General features: G+C 42.0%; 15 protein-coding genes and 1 tRNA gene. 10 read left to right on the forward strand and 6 right to left on the reverse strand.

The features are described from left to right. The first annotated feature begins 127 nt into the window (after positions 1 to 127). The 3 genes from NCWK1_RS03740 (at position 128) to gmk (ending at position 3901) form a co-directional block, all read left to right on the forward strand. Positions 128 to 2440, forward strand: a complete 2313-nt coding sequence (locus tag NCWK1_RS03740; RefSeq protein WP_187308043.1) for a transglutaminase TgpA family protein — start codon at positions 128 to 130, stop codon at positions 2438 to 2440. A gap of 427 nt (positions 2441 to 2867) precedes the next feature. Continuing rightward, positions 2868 to 3134 carry an extracellular matrix/biofilm regulator RemA gene (remA, locus tag NCWK1_RS03745; protein WP_015112408.1) on the forward strand — a complete coding sequence of 89 codons (267 nt, stop codon included), beginning with the start codon at positions 2868 to 2870 and terminating at the stop codon, positions 3132 to 3134. 167 nt (positions 3135 to 3301) lie between these two features. Beyond that, positions 3302 to 3901, forward strand: coding sequence for a guanylate kinase (gene gmk, locus NCWK1_RS03750; protein ID WP_096580101.1), 600 nt, complete (start codon positions 3302 to 3304; stop codon positions 3899 to 3901). 263 nt (positions 3902 to 4164) lie between these two features. Here the strand turns inward: gmk and NCWK1_RS03755 are convergent, their stop codons facing one another. Genes NCWK1_RS03755 through NCWK1_RS03765 form a run of 3 tightly spaced genes read right to left on the reverse strand, consistent with a single transcriptional unit; the run spans position 4165 to position 5424 of the window. After that, a complete protein-coding gene (locus NCWK1_RS03755; RefSeq protein ID WP_096580099.1) occupies positions 4165 to 4683 on the reverse strand; it encodes a photosystem I reaction center protein subunit XI in 519 nt (172 codons plus the stop codon). A gap of 57 nt (positions 4684 to 4740) precedes the next feature. Beyond that, positions 4741 to 4890 carry a photosystem I reaction center subunit IX gene (psaJ, locus tag NCWK1_RS03760; RefSeq protein WP_015112405.1) on the reverse strand — a complete coding sequence of 50 codons (150 nt, stop codon included), beginning with the start codon at positions 4888 to 4890 and terminating at the stop codon, positions 4741 to 4743. A 39-nt stretch (positions 4891 to 4929) separates the two neighbouring features. Next, positions 4930 to 5424 carry a Photosystem I reaction center subunit III gene (locus NCWK1_RS03765; RefSeq protein WP_096585244.1) on the reverse strand — a complete coding sequence of 165 codons (495 nt, stop codon included), beginning with the start codon at positions 5422 to 5424 and terminating at the stop codon, positions 4930 to 4932. 176 nt (positions 5425 to 5600) lie between these two features. Here NCWK1_RS03765 and tsaD point away from each other — a divergent pair, with 176 nt between their 5' ends. Continuing rightward, positions 5601 to 6644 carry a tRNA (adenosine(37)-N6)-threonylcarbamoyltransferase complex transferase subunit TsaD gene (gene tsaD / locus NCWK1_RS03770; RefSeq protein WP_103123767.1) on the forward strand — a complete coding sequence of 348 codons (1044 nt, stop codon included), beginning with the start codon at positions 5601 to 5603 and terminating at the stop codon, positions 6642 to 6644. A 52-nt stretch (positions 6645 to 6696) separates the two neighbouring features. Here tsaD and NCWK1_RS03775 read toward each other — a convergent pair whose 3' ends face one another. Next, positions 6697 to 7608: an alpha/beta fold hydrolase gene (locus NCWK1_RS03775; RefSeq protein WP_103123768.1), complete on the reverse strand. Its 912-nt coding sequence runs from the start codon at positions 7606 to 7608 to the stop codon at positions 6697 to 6699. Between the two features lie 89 nt (positions 7609 to 7697). Further along, complete coding sequence (locus NCWK1_RS03780) at positions 7698 to 8417, reverse strand: hypothetical protein (RefSeq protein WP_062296711.1); 720 nt, start codon at positions 8415 to 8417, stop codon at positions 7698 to 7700. Between the two features lie 350 nt (positions 8418 to 8767). Between NCWK1_RS03780 and NCWK1_RS03785 the strand changes: the two genes are divergently transcribed. The 6 genes from NCWK1_RS03785 (at position 8768) to NCWK1_RS03810 (ending at position 13737) form a co-directional block, all read left to right on the forward strand. Then, complete coding sequence (locus NCWK1_RS03785; protein ID WP_103123769.1) at positions 8768 to 9310, forward strand: GNAT family N-acetyltransferase; 543 nt, start codon at positions 8768 to 8770, stop codon at positions 9308 to 9310. Between the two features lie 294 nt (positions 9311 to 9604). Continuing rightward, positions 9605 to 9678 (forward strand) — tRNA-Pro (locus NCWK1_RS03790). A 661-nt stretch (positions 9679 to 10339) separates the two neighbouring features. Then, positions 10340 to 11149 (forward strand): Tic22 family protein, encoded by an 810-nt coding sequence (locus tag NCWK1_RS03795; protein WP_096580091.1) that lies wholly within the window; start codon positions 10340 to 10342, stop codon positions 11147 to 11149. Positions 11150 to 11152: 3 nt separating this feature from the next. Beyond that, positions 11153 to 12109 carry a peptide chain release factor N(5)-glutamine methyltransferase gene (gene prmC / locus NCWK1_RS03800; protein WP_103123770.1) on the forward strand — a complete coding sequence of 319 codons (957 nt, stop codon included), beginning with the start codon at positions 11153 to 11155 and terminating at the stop codon, positions 12107 to 12109. A 75-nt stretch (positions 12110 to 12184) separates the two neighbouring features. Continuing rightward, a complete protein-coding gene (locus NCWK1_RS03805) occupies positions 12185 to 12772 on the forward strand; it encodes an L-threonylcarbamoyladenylate synthase (RefSeq protein ID WP_103123771.1) in 588 nt (195 codons plus the stop codon). A gap of 65 nt (positions 12773 to 12837) precedes the next feature. Then, a complete protein-coding gene (locus NCWK1_RS03810) occupies positions 12838 to 13737 on the forward strand; it encodes a sensor histidine kinase (protein WP_103123772.1) in 900 nt (299 codons plus the stop codon). Between the two features lie 27 nt (positions 13738 to 13764). On the opposite strand, the gene NCWK1_RS03815 is transcribed toward NCWK1_RS03810, so the two are convergent. Further along, the gene (locus tag NCWK1_RS03815; RefSeq protein WP_096580083.1) at positions 13765 to 14226 is read right to left on the reverse strand and encodes a GNAT family N-acetyltransferase; all 462 of its coding nucleotides are present in this window, start codon (positions 14224 to 14226) and stop codon (positions 13765 to 13767) included. Positions 14227 to 14337: the final 111 nt, after the last annotated feature.

A 14337-nucleotide genomic window follows, 5' to 3' on the forward strand; every position in this document is an offset into this window, starting at 1 on the left:
AAGGCTGCTTCGGGGAGTTACTGTTATCTGCACAAGAATTTCGGCAGGGTATGAGTTACAACTAAGTAGATGGTTTGACTAACCAAGCATTTTGTTGACTGCATCTACACCATTGCTGAACCTTTAAATGTTTAATTTATCCAGGATTAATTGGTCTTCGCGTCTACCTAGAGTTAATAATTGGCGACAAAATATCCAGCGATCGCCTTTGATGGCAGTGGAAGATTCTCTTTCCTTGCGGCTTTTAGTGCTGGCATTAGTAATAATGGGAACTGTGGCAGTAGATATTGCTGCTGATACAACATTCAGTTTTTGGGCAGTTCCCTTAAATATTGTTGGTGCAATCTGGAGTTACCGCTATCGCCGAAATCCCAATATACCAGTTAAATTCTGCATCGCCATTGGAATGTTAGTTGCTCTAGGTGCATTCTTTGGACGGGTGTTGGGAGAATTAAATGATACGCGGCTGGCTTTAGCAGAGTTATTGATTCAACTGCAAATACTCCACAGTTTTGATATGCCCAGACGCAAAGACTTGGGCTATTCAATTGTGATTGGTTTAATTTTATTAGGTGTGGCAGCAACGTTGAGCCAAACTTTGACTTTTGCACCTATATTATTATTATTTTTAGCGATCGCCTTACCAACTCTCGTCTTAAACTACCGTTCCCAACTGGGTTTAGGTCAGTCAAAAGTTAAAAGAGAAAAGGCAAAAGCAACACAACTTAAATCAAAATTATCTTTTTATTTTTTATTATTTACTTTAATTCTGGGATTGGGATTAGGGATTTTTGCCGTTTTACCCCGCTTTCCTGGTTATCAATTACGGACATTTCCGGTTAGTTCTCCGATTGAAGTCAAAGGCGGCTTTACGGGACGGAGTATTATTAATCCTGGTTATGTCCGCCAAGGTAATGCTGAAAATCAAGGCGATGGTCAAGGAAAAAGCCAAACTGGGCAACCAGGAAAGCTAAATGACAGTTTTTATTATGGCTTTAATAGCCAAATGAATCAAAATCTGCGGGGAAGCATGACACCCAAGGTAGTGATGCGGGTACGATCGCAGGTGGAAGGGTTTTGGCGTGTATTGGCATTTGATCGCTACACAGGTAAAGGCTGGGAAATTTCCCGCAATGATGATGTTACTACGCTCAAGCGATCGCCTTGGTCTTATCAAATTTATTTGTCTCCACCTCCTACGTCTTTGCCAACTAGAGAAGTAGTGCAAACCTATACAGTGGTGGCGGATTTGCCGAATTTGATTCCGGCGATGTCCTATCCCAAAGAAATTTACTTTCCGACACCGATTATCGCTGTGGATCAGGAAAACGGGCTGCGAGCGCCTGTTAGTTTATCTGAAGACCTCACCTATACGGTCATATCGGACGTACCATACCGCGATCGCACTTTGTTAGGCAAAGCCACTACTAACTATCCCAAGCACATTAAAAAATACTATTTACAAATTCCGCCAGAAATTGCTTCCAAAGTCCAAAAATTAACCGCAGAAATTCTGGCTAACTACCGTCGAAATAATGTATCTAAGGTCTCAAAAACTTTAGATTCAAACTATGAAAAGGCACTTTACCTAGCGCAATACCTCAAGCAAAACTACTCTATCCCCAAAAATCCCTTCGATTTTCCTTATTTGGATGAAAAAGAAGACTTAGTAGAAGCTTTCTTGTTTAAACATCAAGGCGGCTACCCAGATCATTTCTCGACTGTGCTGACAGTGATGCTGCGTTCTATTGGGATTCCAGCGCGGTTGGTGGGGGGGTTTAGTCCAGGAGAGTTTAATCCCTTTACGGGGATGTATGTTGTCCGTAACACCGATGCTTACGCGATGACAGAAGTTTACTTCCCTAAATATGGCTGGTTTACCTTTGACCCCATTCCCAATCATCCTCTAATTCCGCCATCTGTTGAAGACTCACAAACTTTTAGCGTTTTGCGCCAATTTTGGCATTGGGTAGCTGGGTGGTTACCCTCACCGGTGACTGGGTTGTTTAACAATGTATTTGGCACAATCTTTAGTTGGATAGTCAGAGCGATCGCTTGGTTTTTTGCTTTATTCGCTCAAGGTTGGTTAGGTGTCTTAACTGGCTTAACGTTGGGAACCACCATCGCTTTCTTTGGCTGGCTAGGTTGGGTACAGTGGCGACAGTGGTTAAAGAGTCGGTGGTTAAGTAAATTACCGCCGATGGAAAGGCTTTATCAACAAATGCTGCAATGGACTGCAACCAAAGGTTTCGGTAAGCATCCAGCACAAACACCCCTAGAATATGTCCAAGTGGCATATCAACATCATGCCCCAGCCACAGCCCAAGTAATTGATGAAATTAGCCAGGCTTATGTTAGTTGGCGCTATGGAGGTCATACTCCTGATTTACAACAATTACGCCAAAAATGGCTGGAATTGGAAAAAGTCAATCGTCAATAGTCAAAAGGCAGGAGATAGAAGTCTAAAATTTCGTACTACTGCGGCAAGCCCTGACACTCCTGCATCGCTTATGGGGAAACCCCCTACAGCCCTTCTCCTAAAGGAGACGCTACGCGTAGCTTGCTTCCCGAAGGGTACGGGCATCCTACGGCGGGCGTTGGCCTCTCCCTTTGGGAGAAGACCGCACTGCCTCACCGCTGCGCGTCTAGGCACTATTTACTGGGTACTAGATGATATTTTTGTAGTTACGCATGTGTCTTGGGGATGATTTTCAGTATATTTGGCTAAGAAACTGCTAAAAAAAGCATTTGCTATCTAAAAACTAAAGCAAGCTAGATGTAATGCGTTGTAACTCCGATTTTTTAGGGATAACATAGAAATAAAATCCTGAATGGATTATCGCGTCACATTTAATGTCAGTTAATTTATGGAAATTCAATTAATCAATATCGGTTTCGGCAACATTGTGTCAGCTAACAAAGTAGTTGCGATTGTTAGTCCAGAATCTGCCCCAATTAAGCGAATCATTACAGATGCGCGGGAAAGAGGTGAACTAATTGACGCAACTTATGGTCGTCGGACAAGGGCTGTAATTATTACAGATTCCAACCACGTCATTCTTTCAGCAATTCAACCAGAAACGGTAGCAAATCGTTTCGTGATTTCTCGTGATCATCATGCTGTAGATAATTAACTAGGGATAGTTGACAAACGCCTATTCTATTTACACCATATCGGCAGTACCATGTGAATTAGACTGGTTTTCTGTCACCAGTGCTACAACTTCGTTAGTTGAGGTCGCCCTGACCACGACAACAAACTCACAAATCATGATTGTTGATTAATTCACAGGTTGAACGGATGATGCAAGTTTTACCCATCCAGACTAGTGCTACTACCAAAGAATGCCCACCTACAGGCAAGTTAATTGTTTTAACTGGCCCTAGTGGAGTCGGCAAAGGCACCTTAATGCGATCGCTGTTGCAGCGTCATCCGCAACTTTATTATTCTGTATCCGTGACAACTCGTTCTCCTCGTCCAGGAGAAATCGATGGCAAAAATTATTACTTTATTAACCGAAGTAAGTTTGAACAACTGGTTGCTCAAGGTGAATTTTTAGAGTGGGCGGAATTTGCGGGTAATTATTACGGCACTCCGCGGGAAACTGTGGTTAACCAAATTCAGTCTGGTAAGTTAGTAGTGCTGGAAATTGAGTTAGAAGGGGCAAGGCAAATTCGTGCTTCCTTTCCTAATGCCCTTAGCATTTTCATATTACCGCCTTCCTTTGATGAATTAGAAAAACGGATACGTGGCCGTGGACAAGACTCGGAAGAAGCGATCGCTCGTCGTTTAGCCCGTGCCAAAGCAGAAATTGTAGCTGCTGATGAATTTAATATTCAAATCGTCAATGACGATTTTGAAATGGCACTTGAGGCGATTGAAGCAGCTTTATTTGAATAATCAAAACCAAGCATTTTCACCACCAAATGATAAAGGACACATATAAATATGTGTCCTTCAAATTTTTTTATAGGAATACATGATTATTTCTTTCAACTCAGCACCAACTAAACCCCAGCTACAGCTAATAGCATTTTGCTATATCGATGGGCAAGTGGTAATCAGTAATTAGAAAGTCATAATCTCAAGTTATGTTATTTAATTCATCACTTGCTGATTAGTAACTTTGACTAATCACTAATTACCAATTACCAGAAACCAAATTAGCCTACTAAACCTTGGATGATGGCAATATTGCTAGTCAAGAAGTAAGCAACTACCGCACCACCAATACCACCAATTAAGAAAGCGCTGGCAAAATTATTCCAGCCTTCTTTTGATAGAAAAGCATCTGGGGCTGAAGCTCCAGTCACACTATTCAGGGCTTTTGGTGGATTGCTATTGGCGTATAAAGATAAACCACCTGTCAACAGAATTACTAGAGCGATCGCTGCTAGTAAACCTGCTAGGTTAGCGTTTTCTGCATTACGCAGAGGGCCATATTTAGCAAAGGGGCCAAATATCCAGTAGCCATGTGCCATACCAACTTCTAGCCCACGTCTGAAAGGAGTGAGACCTGGACGATAAGCAGGCAAGTTATTGATGAACCACTTGACTACAGGAGAAGAATTAACTGGGGTTTCGAGATTACCCAGTTGCGGATCGCGTTCTGCGGGAAACACTACTTCCCGGTTTCTCACATCGCTGGGCAGATTTTTGGATGCGTCTACTGCTTGCGCCATAGTTTTATGTTCGCCTCTCAATTACATAAGCAACAGTTGTAAATCCCAATGCTTGAGTTATGGCAGTGGGTGGAACAGTAGGTCGGGGAAAAAGCGGTTAAACTCAATCAAAATACCTGCTGTAATTGTCAGCCAGATAGTAGCTGCCACTGGTGCTGTGGAAATAAATTTAATCAAATAGGATGATTGATCGCTTTTTTCAGCCATGTATTTAGTCTCCAAAACAATGAATCAGTTAAGCGGAACCTAACGAGGAGAAATGGGTATTTCCGAATCTTTAGCAGTTAATTCGCCAGAAAGAAATTCTTTCAAAGCGGCTGCTGGCCAAGCAAAACCCGTGGCTATGATGGGTAACGCTAGAGCCAAATCAATTTGGATTTCTTTTTGTTCGGTGTCAGATTCTTTTCTAACTGCGATTAGATAAGTACGGCCTACCCAGCCAATCCAACCAGCTATATAGAGAAACAGAATGCTAGGAATCAAAAAGTCCCCAGCACGGTCTAGACGACCATCAACAATCAAGTGAGGATAGCCTTCGGGGCCACACAGCGCTTGAGAGTAACGTTCAAATCTCTTTTGACCTGATTGAGGATCAGCGGTAGTATTCCGGGCATTTTTGGCTAGTGCTTGAAATGCGGGATTGTCTTGGCAGGGTGTAAGATTAGCCCCTAGAGCTTTCGCTGGTGGAGCAAAATTGAACCAAAGACAAATCGCTAAAATCAAAGCAAACAATCGTCGCATGGAGTTGTTTCCTTTTATTACAAAAGAAAAAGTTTTTTGTACAAAACGAAGCGGCTTGTACATTCTTTATTTGGCTAACTAGCAAGTCATCATACTCTTGCCTGGGAACCGAGTAAAGTTTAAGTAAATAAAAGTTAAAGCTTCTCAAACAAATCGTTATTTTGCAGAACCCTCAGATGGCAAACGTTTTAGCAATCGAAACCAGTTGTGATGAAACTGCTGTCGCAATTGTTAACAATCGTCAAGTTCGCAGTAGTATCATCGCGTCCCAAATCCCAGTTCATCAGCAATATGGTGGAGTTGTGCCAGAGGTGGCTTCCCGTCAGCATTTGGAAACGATCAACGAGGCGATCGCCCAAGCTCTAGAACAAGCTGAATTAGACTGGTCAAAAATCGATGGCATCGCCGCCACTTGCGCCCCTGGTCTTGTAGGAGCGTTGTTGGTGGGATTAACTGCTGCCAAAACTTTAGCGATCGTACACAATAAACCATTTTTGGGAGTTCATCACCTCGAAGGCCACATTTACGCGACTTACTTGAGTGAGCCAACTTTAGATCCCCCTTTTCTTAGCTTACTGGTTTCAGGCGGACATACAAGCTTGATTTATGTTAAAGAATGTGGTAATTACGAAACCCTGGGTGAAACTCGTGATGATGCTGCGGGGGAAGCTTTTGATAAGGTGGCACGACTGTTAAATCTAGGTTATCCAGGCGGCCCAGTTATTGACAAGTTAGCACAGCAGGGTGATCCCCAAGCTTTTGCGTTGCCAGAAGGGAAAGTTTCGCTGCCAGGTGGAGGTTTTCATCGCTATGATGGCAGTTTTAGTGGCTTAAAAACAGCAGTGCTAAGGCTAGTACAGCAATTAGAGAAAGATGGTGGGCAAATCCCCGTAGCAGATGTAGCGGCGAGTTTTCAGGCGACTGTAGCCAAAGCACTCACCAAAAGAGCGATCGCCTGCGCCCTGGACTACGGACTGAAGACGATTGCTGTTGGTGGCGGAGTCGCAGCAAATAGTGGCTTGAGACAGCACTTGCAAGCAGCCGCTAGTGAACATAACCTCCGCGTCCTGTTCCCACCCTTAAAATTTTGTACCGATAACGCCGCCATGATCGCCTGTGCTGCATCTGACCATTTCTCTCGTGGTCATGTCTCACCGTTGACATTGGGTGTTGAATCCCGCTTATCCCTAAGTCAGGTGATGAAGTTATATCAAGCGTAATGGTCAATAGTCAATGGTCATGTGTTCTTTATCCAAAACTCTTGACCATTGACTATTGACCATTAACTATTGCCCGAATATGACCAGCAACAGCATCCGGTTGTTCTAACATAGCTAAATGTCCACAATCAGGAATTTCAATCACATTATCAGCACAGTATTGAAAAAGCCGATGAAAGCTGGCTAAATGGCGAACATACTTGGGTTCCATTACCTTGTCATCGGCACCAGCCAAAAAGTAAACAGGCTGTTTTAATTGCGAAACTAACTGAGGTAAGCGATTAACTTCTTCTTCTGTTGTGGAGTCTAATAGCGTTCCTACAGCAGCTTCTGGGTCAGCAACCACAAAATCTATCACCCGTTGACGCGCCCAATAACGATCTAAAGGGCGGGCGACACTAGCTCTAGTGAATAGCAAATCAATCAAAGGTAGTTGAGATAACCAACGCGGACGAACTTGTAAAAATCGTTGACCGGCTGAACGAAATTGTTCAAAAGCTTCCTTCAGATAAATGCCCCCACCAGCGTTGATACAGATCACGCCTTGAACCCGATCAGGCATTAAGGCAGCTGCCCATAGAGCGATCGTGCCGCCCAAAGAGTGGCCAATCAGCCACGCGCTAGTAATATTTAGCTCTTGTAACAAAGCTACTAAATCTTGAGCATAAGCAGTTGGTGTATACAGAGAATCAAATTGTGAGCTAGAAGTATCCAACAAGTGGGATGTCAAACCGCCAGTAGGTTCTCCCCGATCAACATCAGTTTCTGTCTGGGACTGTGACTCACCAAAACCGCGCAAATCATAAGATAGACACTGTAAATCTATTGACAGACGGGAAATCACAGGTTGCCAGTACCCACGACTATTTAGCCAACCGTGGATGAACACCAAAGTATGGGGGCAGGCAGTGGGAGCCGTTAACTCGTATGCGTGTGGAACGCCCAAGATTTCTATGGTTGCCATACTTATATCGTACCCTCAAGGATGGGTACGACTAAATACAGAGTACAAAAGGTTAAACAATCAAGCCAGAAGGAATTTTACAATTGGGATCACTTACCTAATAACCTCTGTCGAACTCCTTCAGCGATTTTGTGTCCTAGGTATTCAGGAATCAAGCTTTCATTTGGCCCCAACAAATAGAGAATTAGCCGCGTGCGTCCCCGCCAAACTAGCAAATTAGCATTAACTACTAGCAAATCTTCTTGCCAGATAGCGTACATCACTTTGTAAAACAATCCTGGTTGGTTATCTGCTTCAATTACCAGCGCCGGCAGATGAAATACAGGATCGACGTAAAACTCAGTTTGTACTTGTTCTAAACCAGCATCTAAATTAAATTCTACAGCCAGCATCTCTTCTACTTCAAAGCGTCCTCCTAAAGCCTCTCGAATAGCTCGACAGACATTTTCTGCGGTTTTCTCTGTCAAAGCTTTGCTACCACGAGATACCAAAAGTTTGATGAAAACTAACATAGGAGGTCGGATTTGACCATACAGGCTCAAACCATGAATGGTTAAACCATAAGCTGCCAACACACCAAAAATATCACTGAGGAGAAAGGACTGGTTACGGTAGGCAAAGTGCAAAGCACTTTTGCTACCTTCCGGCTTTAACTCGATAACGGCACGTCTGGTTTTATAAAGACGGTAAGCTAACCGGAGATTTTGCAGTTGAATTTCACTACTGACAAATTGCTCATAAAACTGGGGAAACGCTCGGTTAAAGCGTTTTAGGAGTTCCAGTGTCGAAGATTTTAAACCAGAAGCCATTGTTGGGGTAAGACTCGCTTGCTGTTGTCACCAGGGGACTGTGACTGGGGACTGGGTGCTAATAAACATTATTCCCAACACCCAGTACTTAATACCCAATCTTGATATATACAATTGACTCTCAAAACTTTGCCTTTTGGGGAATTTCTCCTAGCCTTTACAACAAAATGCTAAAGTTGAAGATGATTGGTATGAAACACGCTATGAAAGGCTGTTACCATTGCTTATCCCCACAACACCCGAAAAAATTCAGTGTGTGGGTTGTACTCTGGTATTTGCTTGATAAAACGTGTATCATCACTCCAAAAGAGTGGTAGCCAATTCAGTTATACTACCCGAACCACGTTGGCATGGGTTTTTGGAAAACTTGGTTTAGTACTCCTGAATCTGTAGCGACAAATAAAACAACCTCATTTGAAGAGACTACAGGGGAATTTGGCAGTTCTAACGCTGGCGATACTGGGGCGCGGAATGCGGAACGGATTGTTTTCAGCACAGAACGAGATATTGACCTGTATGAATTAGAAGAACTGTGTGATGCAGTTGGTTGGTCGCGCCGTCCGTTAAGAAAAGTGAAAAAAGCCATAGAGCATAGTTTTCTCGTTGCCTCCATGTGGCAAGTACGAGGAAACCAAAGGCGGCTCATTGGTTTTGCCCGTGCTACCTCAGATCATGCGTTTAATGCCACGATTTGGGATGTAGTAGTTCATCCAGACTTTCAAGGTAAAGGGCTGGGTAAAGCATTAATGAAGTACGTACTCAAAAAACTCAGAAGCGAAGAAATCAGTAATGTAACTCTCTTTGCTGATCCGCATGTTGTGGATTTTTATCGGGGTATGGGTTTTATGTCAGATCCTGAAGGCATTAAAGGTATGTTTTGGTATCCTCACTAAAATATTCTGTTCAAAACGACCACATAAAAACAAGCCTTGTTTATGGGAACGGCTGAGTTTGTATTTTAAGATGTTTTGGGAAATGCTATGGCAGGGGGCAGACGCTAAACACCCGAGTGTTACTAATGTTTGTGCTGGCGAAATCTCTTAATCTATAAGCTGTGGGCAATAAATTATAGATATTGGTTGGCAAAGATATGTTCAGCCTGCTATGATAGGGAAGCTAGTGTGTTAAGATAATTGTCTTGTCATGCTTAAGGTAATTACCAAAAGGCAAAAGCTCACTAGAGTATCCGGGATGTAGCGCAGCTTGGTAGCGCGCCTGCTTTGGGAGCAGGATGCCGCAGGTTCAAATCCTGTCATCCCGATTTAAAATAAAAATTTGCGGAATATCCTATCTATTGGTAATCAATAGATAGGATATTTTTTTATATTTTTAATTAGCAATCAAAATTTACTATGTTTGAATTTTGAAATTTGTCCAGAATTATGGATTGTGTAGTAAGTTTGACACTTTAAGTGTAAATACTACAGAAAACAATAATTTGATTTTTTTGTCTTTGTCAAAAGTTGAGTAATTATATCCCGAATAGGAGAATCAGCCGAGAATAAGTCTAGGTATTGATTTAAGCAGTAATTAAGGTAATAAATAAATGGAACGAATTATTTTGCGATCGCGTCACCAGTTTTTGAGAAAGACAATAAAATGGCATTAATCATCTCAACGGTCGGCAAAATTTTTCATTACTTGAGAGCAGTCTATAATAGTCCTCTATAATTCTTGTGCAGGAATTAGGCAAAGCGAATTAAAAAAATCAGGTTGCAGCACAATTCATTGTGCGAAAAGTACTGTAGAGTTCTCAAGAATTTAGAAATCTCTCATTTTGCAAGTTGATTGTGACCATTTAGCAGCCATAATGGCTTTTTTACATCTCAAATGGATTGCTATATAACTAAAACAAGTTAGTTCGGTGCAAATCCAACCAATTAGTCTAATTTAATTAAAAACCATTGACGCGAGGAGTAGTCATGAAAGCATTAGTTCGCTGGGGCGCAACATTGGGTTTAATCGGGAGTACTCTGTTAGGCACAGTTTTTGTCGGGAACCTCCCAGTGCTGGCATTATCAGAACAACAAATAAAAGAAAAACTAGACTCAGTACCTGTATATCTAATTACCAATGATAAAGGATTGCCTTTGAGTCGTCCTTTGCCAGAAGGTCAAAACGGTCAAAAACTGGGTGGTTCAGTGACAGGTGTATATCTCAGCCGTCAAGAAGCTCAAGCCTTTATTAAGCAACTGCAAAGCACGAACAAAGACCCCAAAATGGCAGATATTGTCAAGAGTCTCCAGGTGACAGCTGTACCTTTGGGAATCATTTATCAGCAGTTGCAACAAACCAAAAACCAGCCCAACCGTTTGGTATTTGCTTTTAAACCAGTAGAGCAGGATGTCAAAGGAGCGCTGGAATTGCTGAACCAAAGCGGTCAAAAAATAGATCAGTTTCGGAGTGTGCCGATTTTTGCAGTCAGATTTGCACCTGATCAAGGCTATGTACCCATTAAACTGACAAACGACAAAGAACAAGTCGTGCCTTTGTTTGTTAGTAAGCAAGATGCACAAGGTTTATTAAACCAAGTAAAACCAAAATATCCGAAAGCGGATATTCAAGTAATTGACATAGACGGCGTGATCAAAACTTTACAAGATAAAAATGAAGATTGGCTCAAACAAGTGGTTTTAGTGCCATCTCAAGAATCCAGAGAGTATATCAGAACTCTACCAAAAGATTCGGCTACTGGTAATAATCGTCAGCCTGCGGCAAAGCCAAAACGTTAAAGCATGGCAGATCAACAGCCACAAGTAGTTTCTGGGTTACAACTTTGGCAGTGGCGCAGCCAAGCAATGCAAGGTGCGATCGCCGCTGCTGTACCACCATCAGAAGTTGATTGGCTGCTGCAAGAAATTGCTGGTTTAGACCGCTTGGCTCTACGTTTAGAATTTTTCAAGGACTGGGATGAAATAGCGATCGCTATTTCTTTGGCAGATTTAGAAAAGCTTTGGCAAAGAAGATTACATGATCGCTTACCAGTGCAGTACATTGCCGGAGTTACACCTTGGCGAAAATTTAAGCTGGCGGTGTCGAGTGCCGTGTTAATTCCTCGACCAGAGACAGAGTGCATAATTGATTTAGCAGTAGTATCTATCTCTCAAAGTCAAGCTATAAACCCATTAGATCAAGGACATTGGATAGATTTGGGAACTGGGAGTGGTGCGATCGCCATTGGACTAGCCGACGCATTACCAAAAGCCACAATTCATGCTGTTGATTACAGTACCGCCGCTTTAGAAATTGCCCAAACCAACGCTCAAAATCTGGGATTTGCCGACCGAATTCATTTTTACCAAGGTTCTTGGTGGGAACCATTAACAACCATGAAAGGCCAATTCAGTGGTATGGTTTCCAACCCGCCATATATTCCGACTGCAACTGTGGCTACCTTAGAACCAGAAGTAATGCAGCATGAACCACATTTGGCATTAGATGGTGGTGTTGATGGTTTAGATGATATCCGCTATTTAATTGAAGTCTCCCCCAGTTATTTGCGGCCTGGTGGTGTGTGGCTGATTGAAATGATGGCCGGACAAGCGGGTGCAGTCAGAGAACTTTTGCAAAATCAAGGTAGCTATTGCAATATTCAAATTCACACTGATTTAGAGGGAATTGAACGTTTTGCTTTAGCTTATGTGAAAGGGAACAGGGAACAGGTGATAGGTGATAGGGTTTTGGATATATAAATCCCTATACCCTTACAGGAGTTATGAGTGAAAATACAAAAATTACACGTTTTCACTCATAACTTCTCACAAAATATGCCTCAAGTTTCTCTAGCAGACCTAATAGCAGGCGCACAGGCTGGCCGATTAGTGAGTTTTCCAACAGATACTGTGCCAGCACTGGCAACTTTACCAGAAAAAGCTGGCTTAATTTTTGCAGCCAAGCAGCGTAGTCAGGATAAACCTTTAATTTTAATGGGTGCTAATGCTGCGGATTTATGGCCTTATGTCAAAGGTAGCGAATATGAGTATGAACTTTGGCAACAAGTAGTGAATCAGTATTGGCCGGGGGCGCTAACTTTAGTATTGACAGCCAGCGATCGCTTACCGAAACAGATAAACCCTACTGACCCAACTACTATTGGTATTCGAGTACCGGACAATGCGATCGCTCGTGCTATTTTGGCGAAAACAGGCCCTTTAGCCACAACAAGTGCTAATTTTTCTGGTCAACCGCCTTTACAAACAATGGCAGAAATTACAATGCAATTTCCTGATGCTTTAACCTTAGCAACTACAGAATTTCTTGACGAAATTTCTGGGGTTGGTGTACCTTCAACCGTTGCCAAGTGGACAGGGAAAAACTGGCAAATTTTACGCCAAGGGAGAATTACACTGAATTAATCAGAAATTCAGGAAATTAGTTTTATACCATTGTGGTCAATTAAAAAGTTAATAATGGCCAAATTATGAATTGGAGCAATTGGGCATATCTCGGAGTCGGAATTATCTTAGGAATCAGTTTTCGTTGGTTATTTTCTAAGTCGGCAGATACTAACGCTAACTTATCGCCAGTAGTAGTAGAAGAACCAGAAAATGTTGCAAAACTGCTGCAAGATGTCAAGCAAACACAACTGGCGTATCAAATGGCACAGGAAATGAGCCAGTTTAAAGCAGGTTTTTTGGCGCGGACTACCCATGAATTGCGATCGCCACTTAATAGCGTGATTAGCCTGCATCAATTAATTTTGTCAGACTTATGTGAAAATTCTGACGAAGAACGAGAATTTGTTGCCCAAGCTCATGAAAAAGCTTTGAAATTGCTCCAATTAATGGATGAAATTCTCAGCGTGTCGAGAATTGAATACGGTACTAACAAATTAGATATTCAGCCCCGCTGTTTAGACACAGTTTTTCAGGAAGTTAAAGACTTAACTTATATGCTGGCGGCGAATCGCAATTTTCCGTTGCAGATGTCACCTGTAGATCCAGAAATTTATGTGTTGGCAGATCATCGCTGGTTACGCCAAGTATTAGTCAATTTAGTAGATACGGCAATTACACAAATGCAAGAAGGTAGTATTGGTATTTCCGCTACTGTTTTACCTACTACTAATACGGCTCATATTTATCTAGATATTCCTACTCATGCTCTACCTGAAAGTGAGCCGATAGATTTAATTAAATATGATAATTTGCCTCCTCAAATTCAATATGAGAAGGCAAATCTTTCGCCAGGAATGAAATTATTACTCAATCAAACTCTATTAGAAGTAATGGGAGCAAAACTAGAAATGCTGCCCAATTCAATTAAATCAGAATCATCTGAGGCACAAACTAGGGTACAAATATCTATTCCCTTGGCTTGAAAAAGTACTAGCCTCTCATGCTTACCTTTATTCCTGAAACTGGAGTTCCGCTGCGGAGAGAGAACTTAGCTGTTGAGATTGGTTATGTAGCACCATAGTTGTGGTTGTGTTGGGTATAAAACCCATTTTTTTATAGAATCCTTGTTGGTGAGTTGTCATTAAATATACGCGCTCAACCCACTTCATGCGGGGATGGCTCAAAACAGTTTCGACTAACTTGCTGCCTAGTCCAGTGCCTTGGTAGTCTGGGTGAATGACGACATCCCAGATTGTTGCGCGGTAAATTCCATCAGAAGTTGCTCTAGCAAAGCCAATTAGTTTTGTGTCATCCCACAGAGAAATTACTGGGTCGCTGTTGGTAATAGCTATGCTTAAATCCTCGATACTACGTCCTTTTGCCCAAAAAGCGGAAATATTAAATAACTCTTGGAGTTGGTAAAGGTCTATATCAGAATGGCGATCGCTAAATTTAATCTGAGGATAGTTCATGTGTAGCAACTCACTTTCACCAATAAATATCTTTGCTTTTATTTAGTCATATTGTGATAGAAATTTACCCCTAAGTATACCGAAATGCAACTATATACAAATTTATTTATC

This window comes from Nostoc cycadae WK-1 (genome assembly GCF_002897135.1).
GTDB lineage: Bacteria > Cyanobacteriota > Cyanobacteriia > Cyanobacteriales > Nostocaceae > Nostoc_B.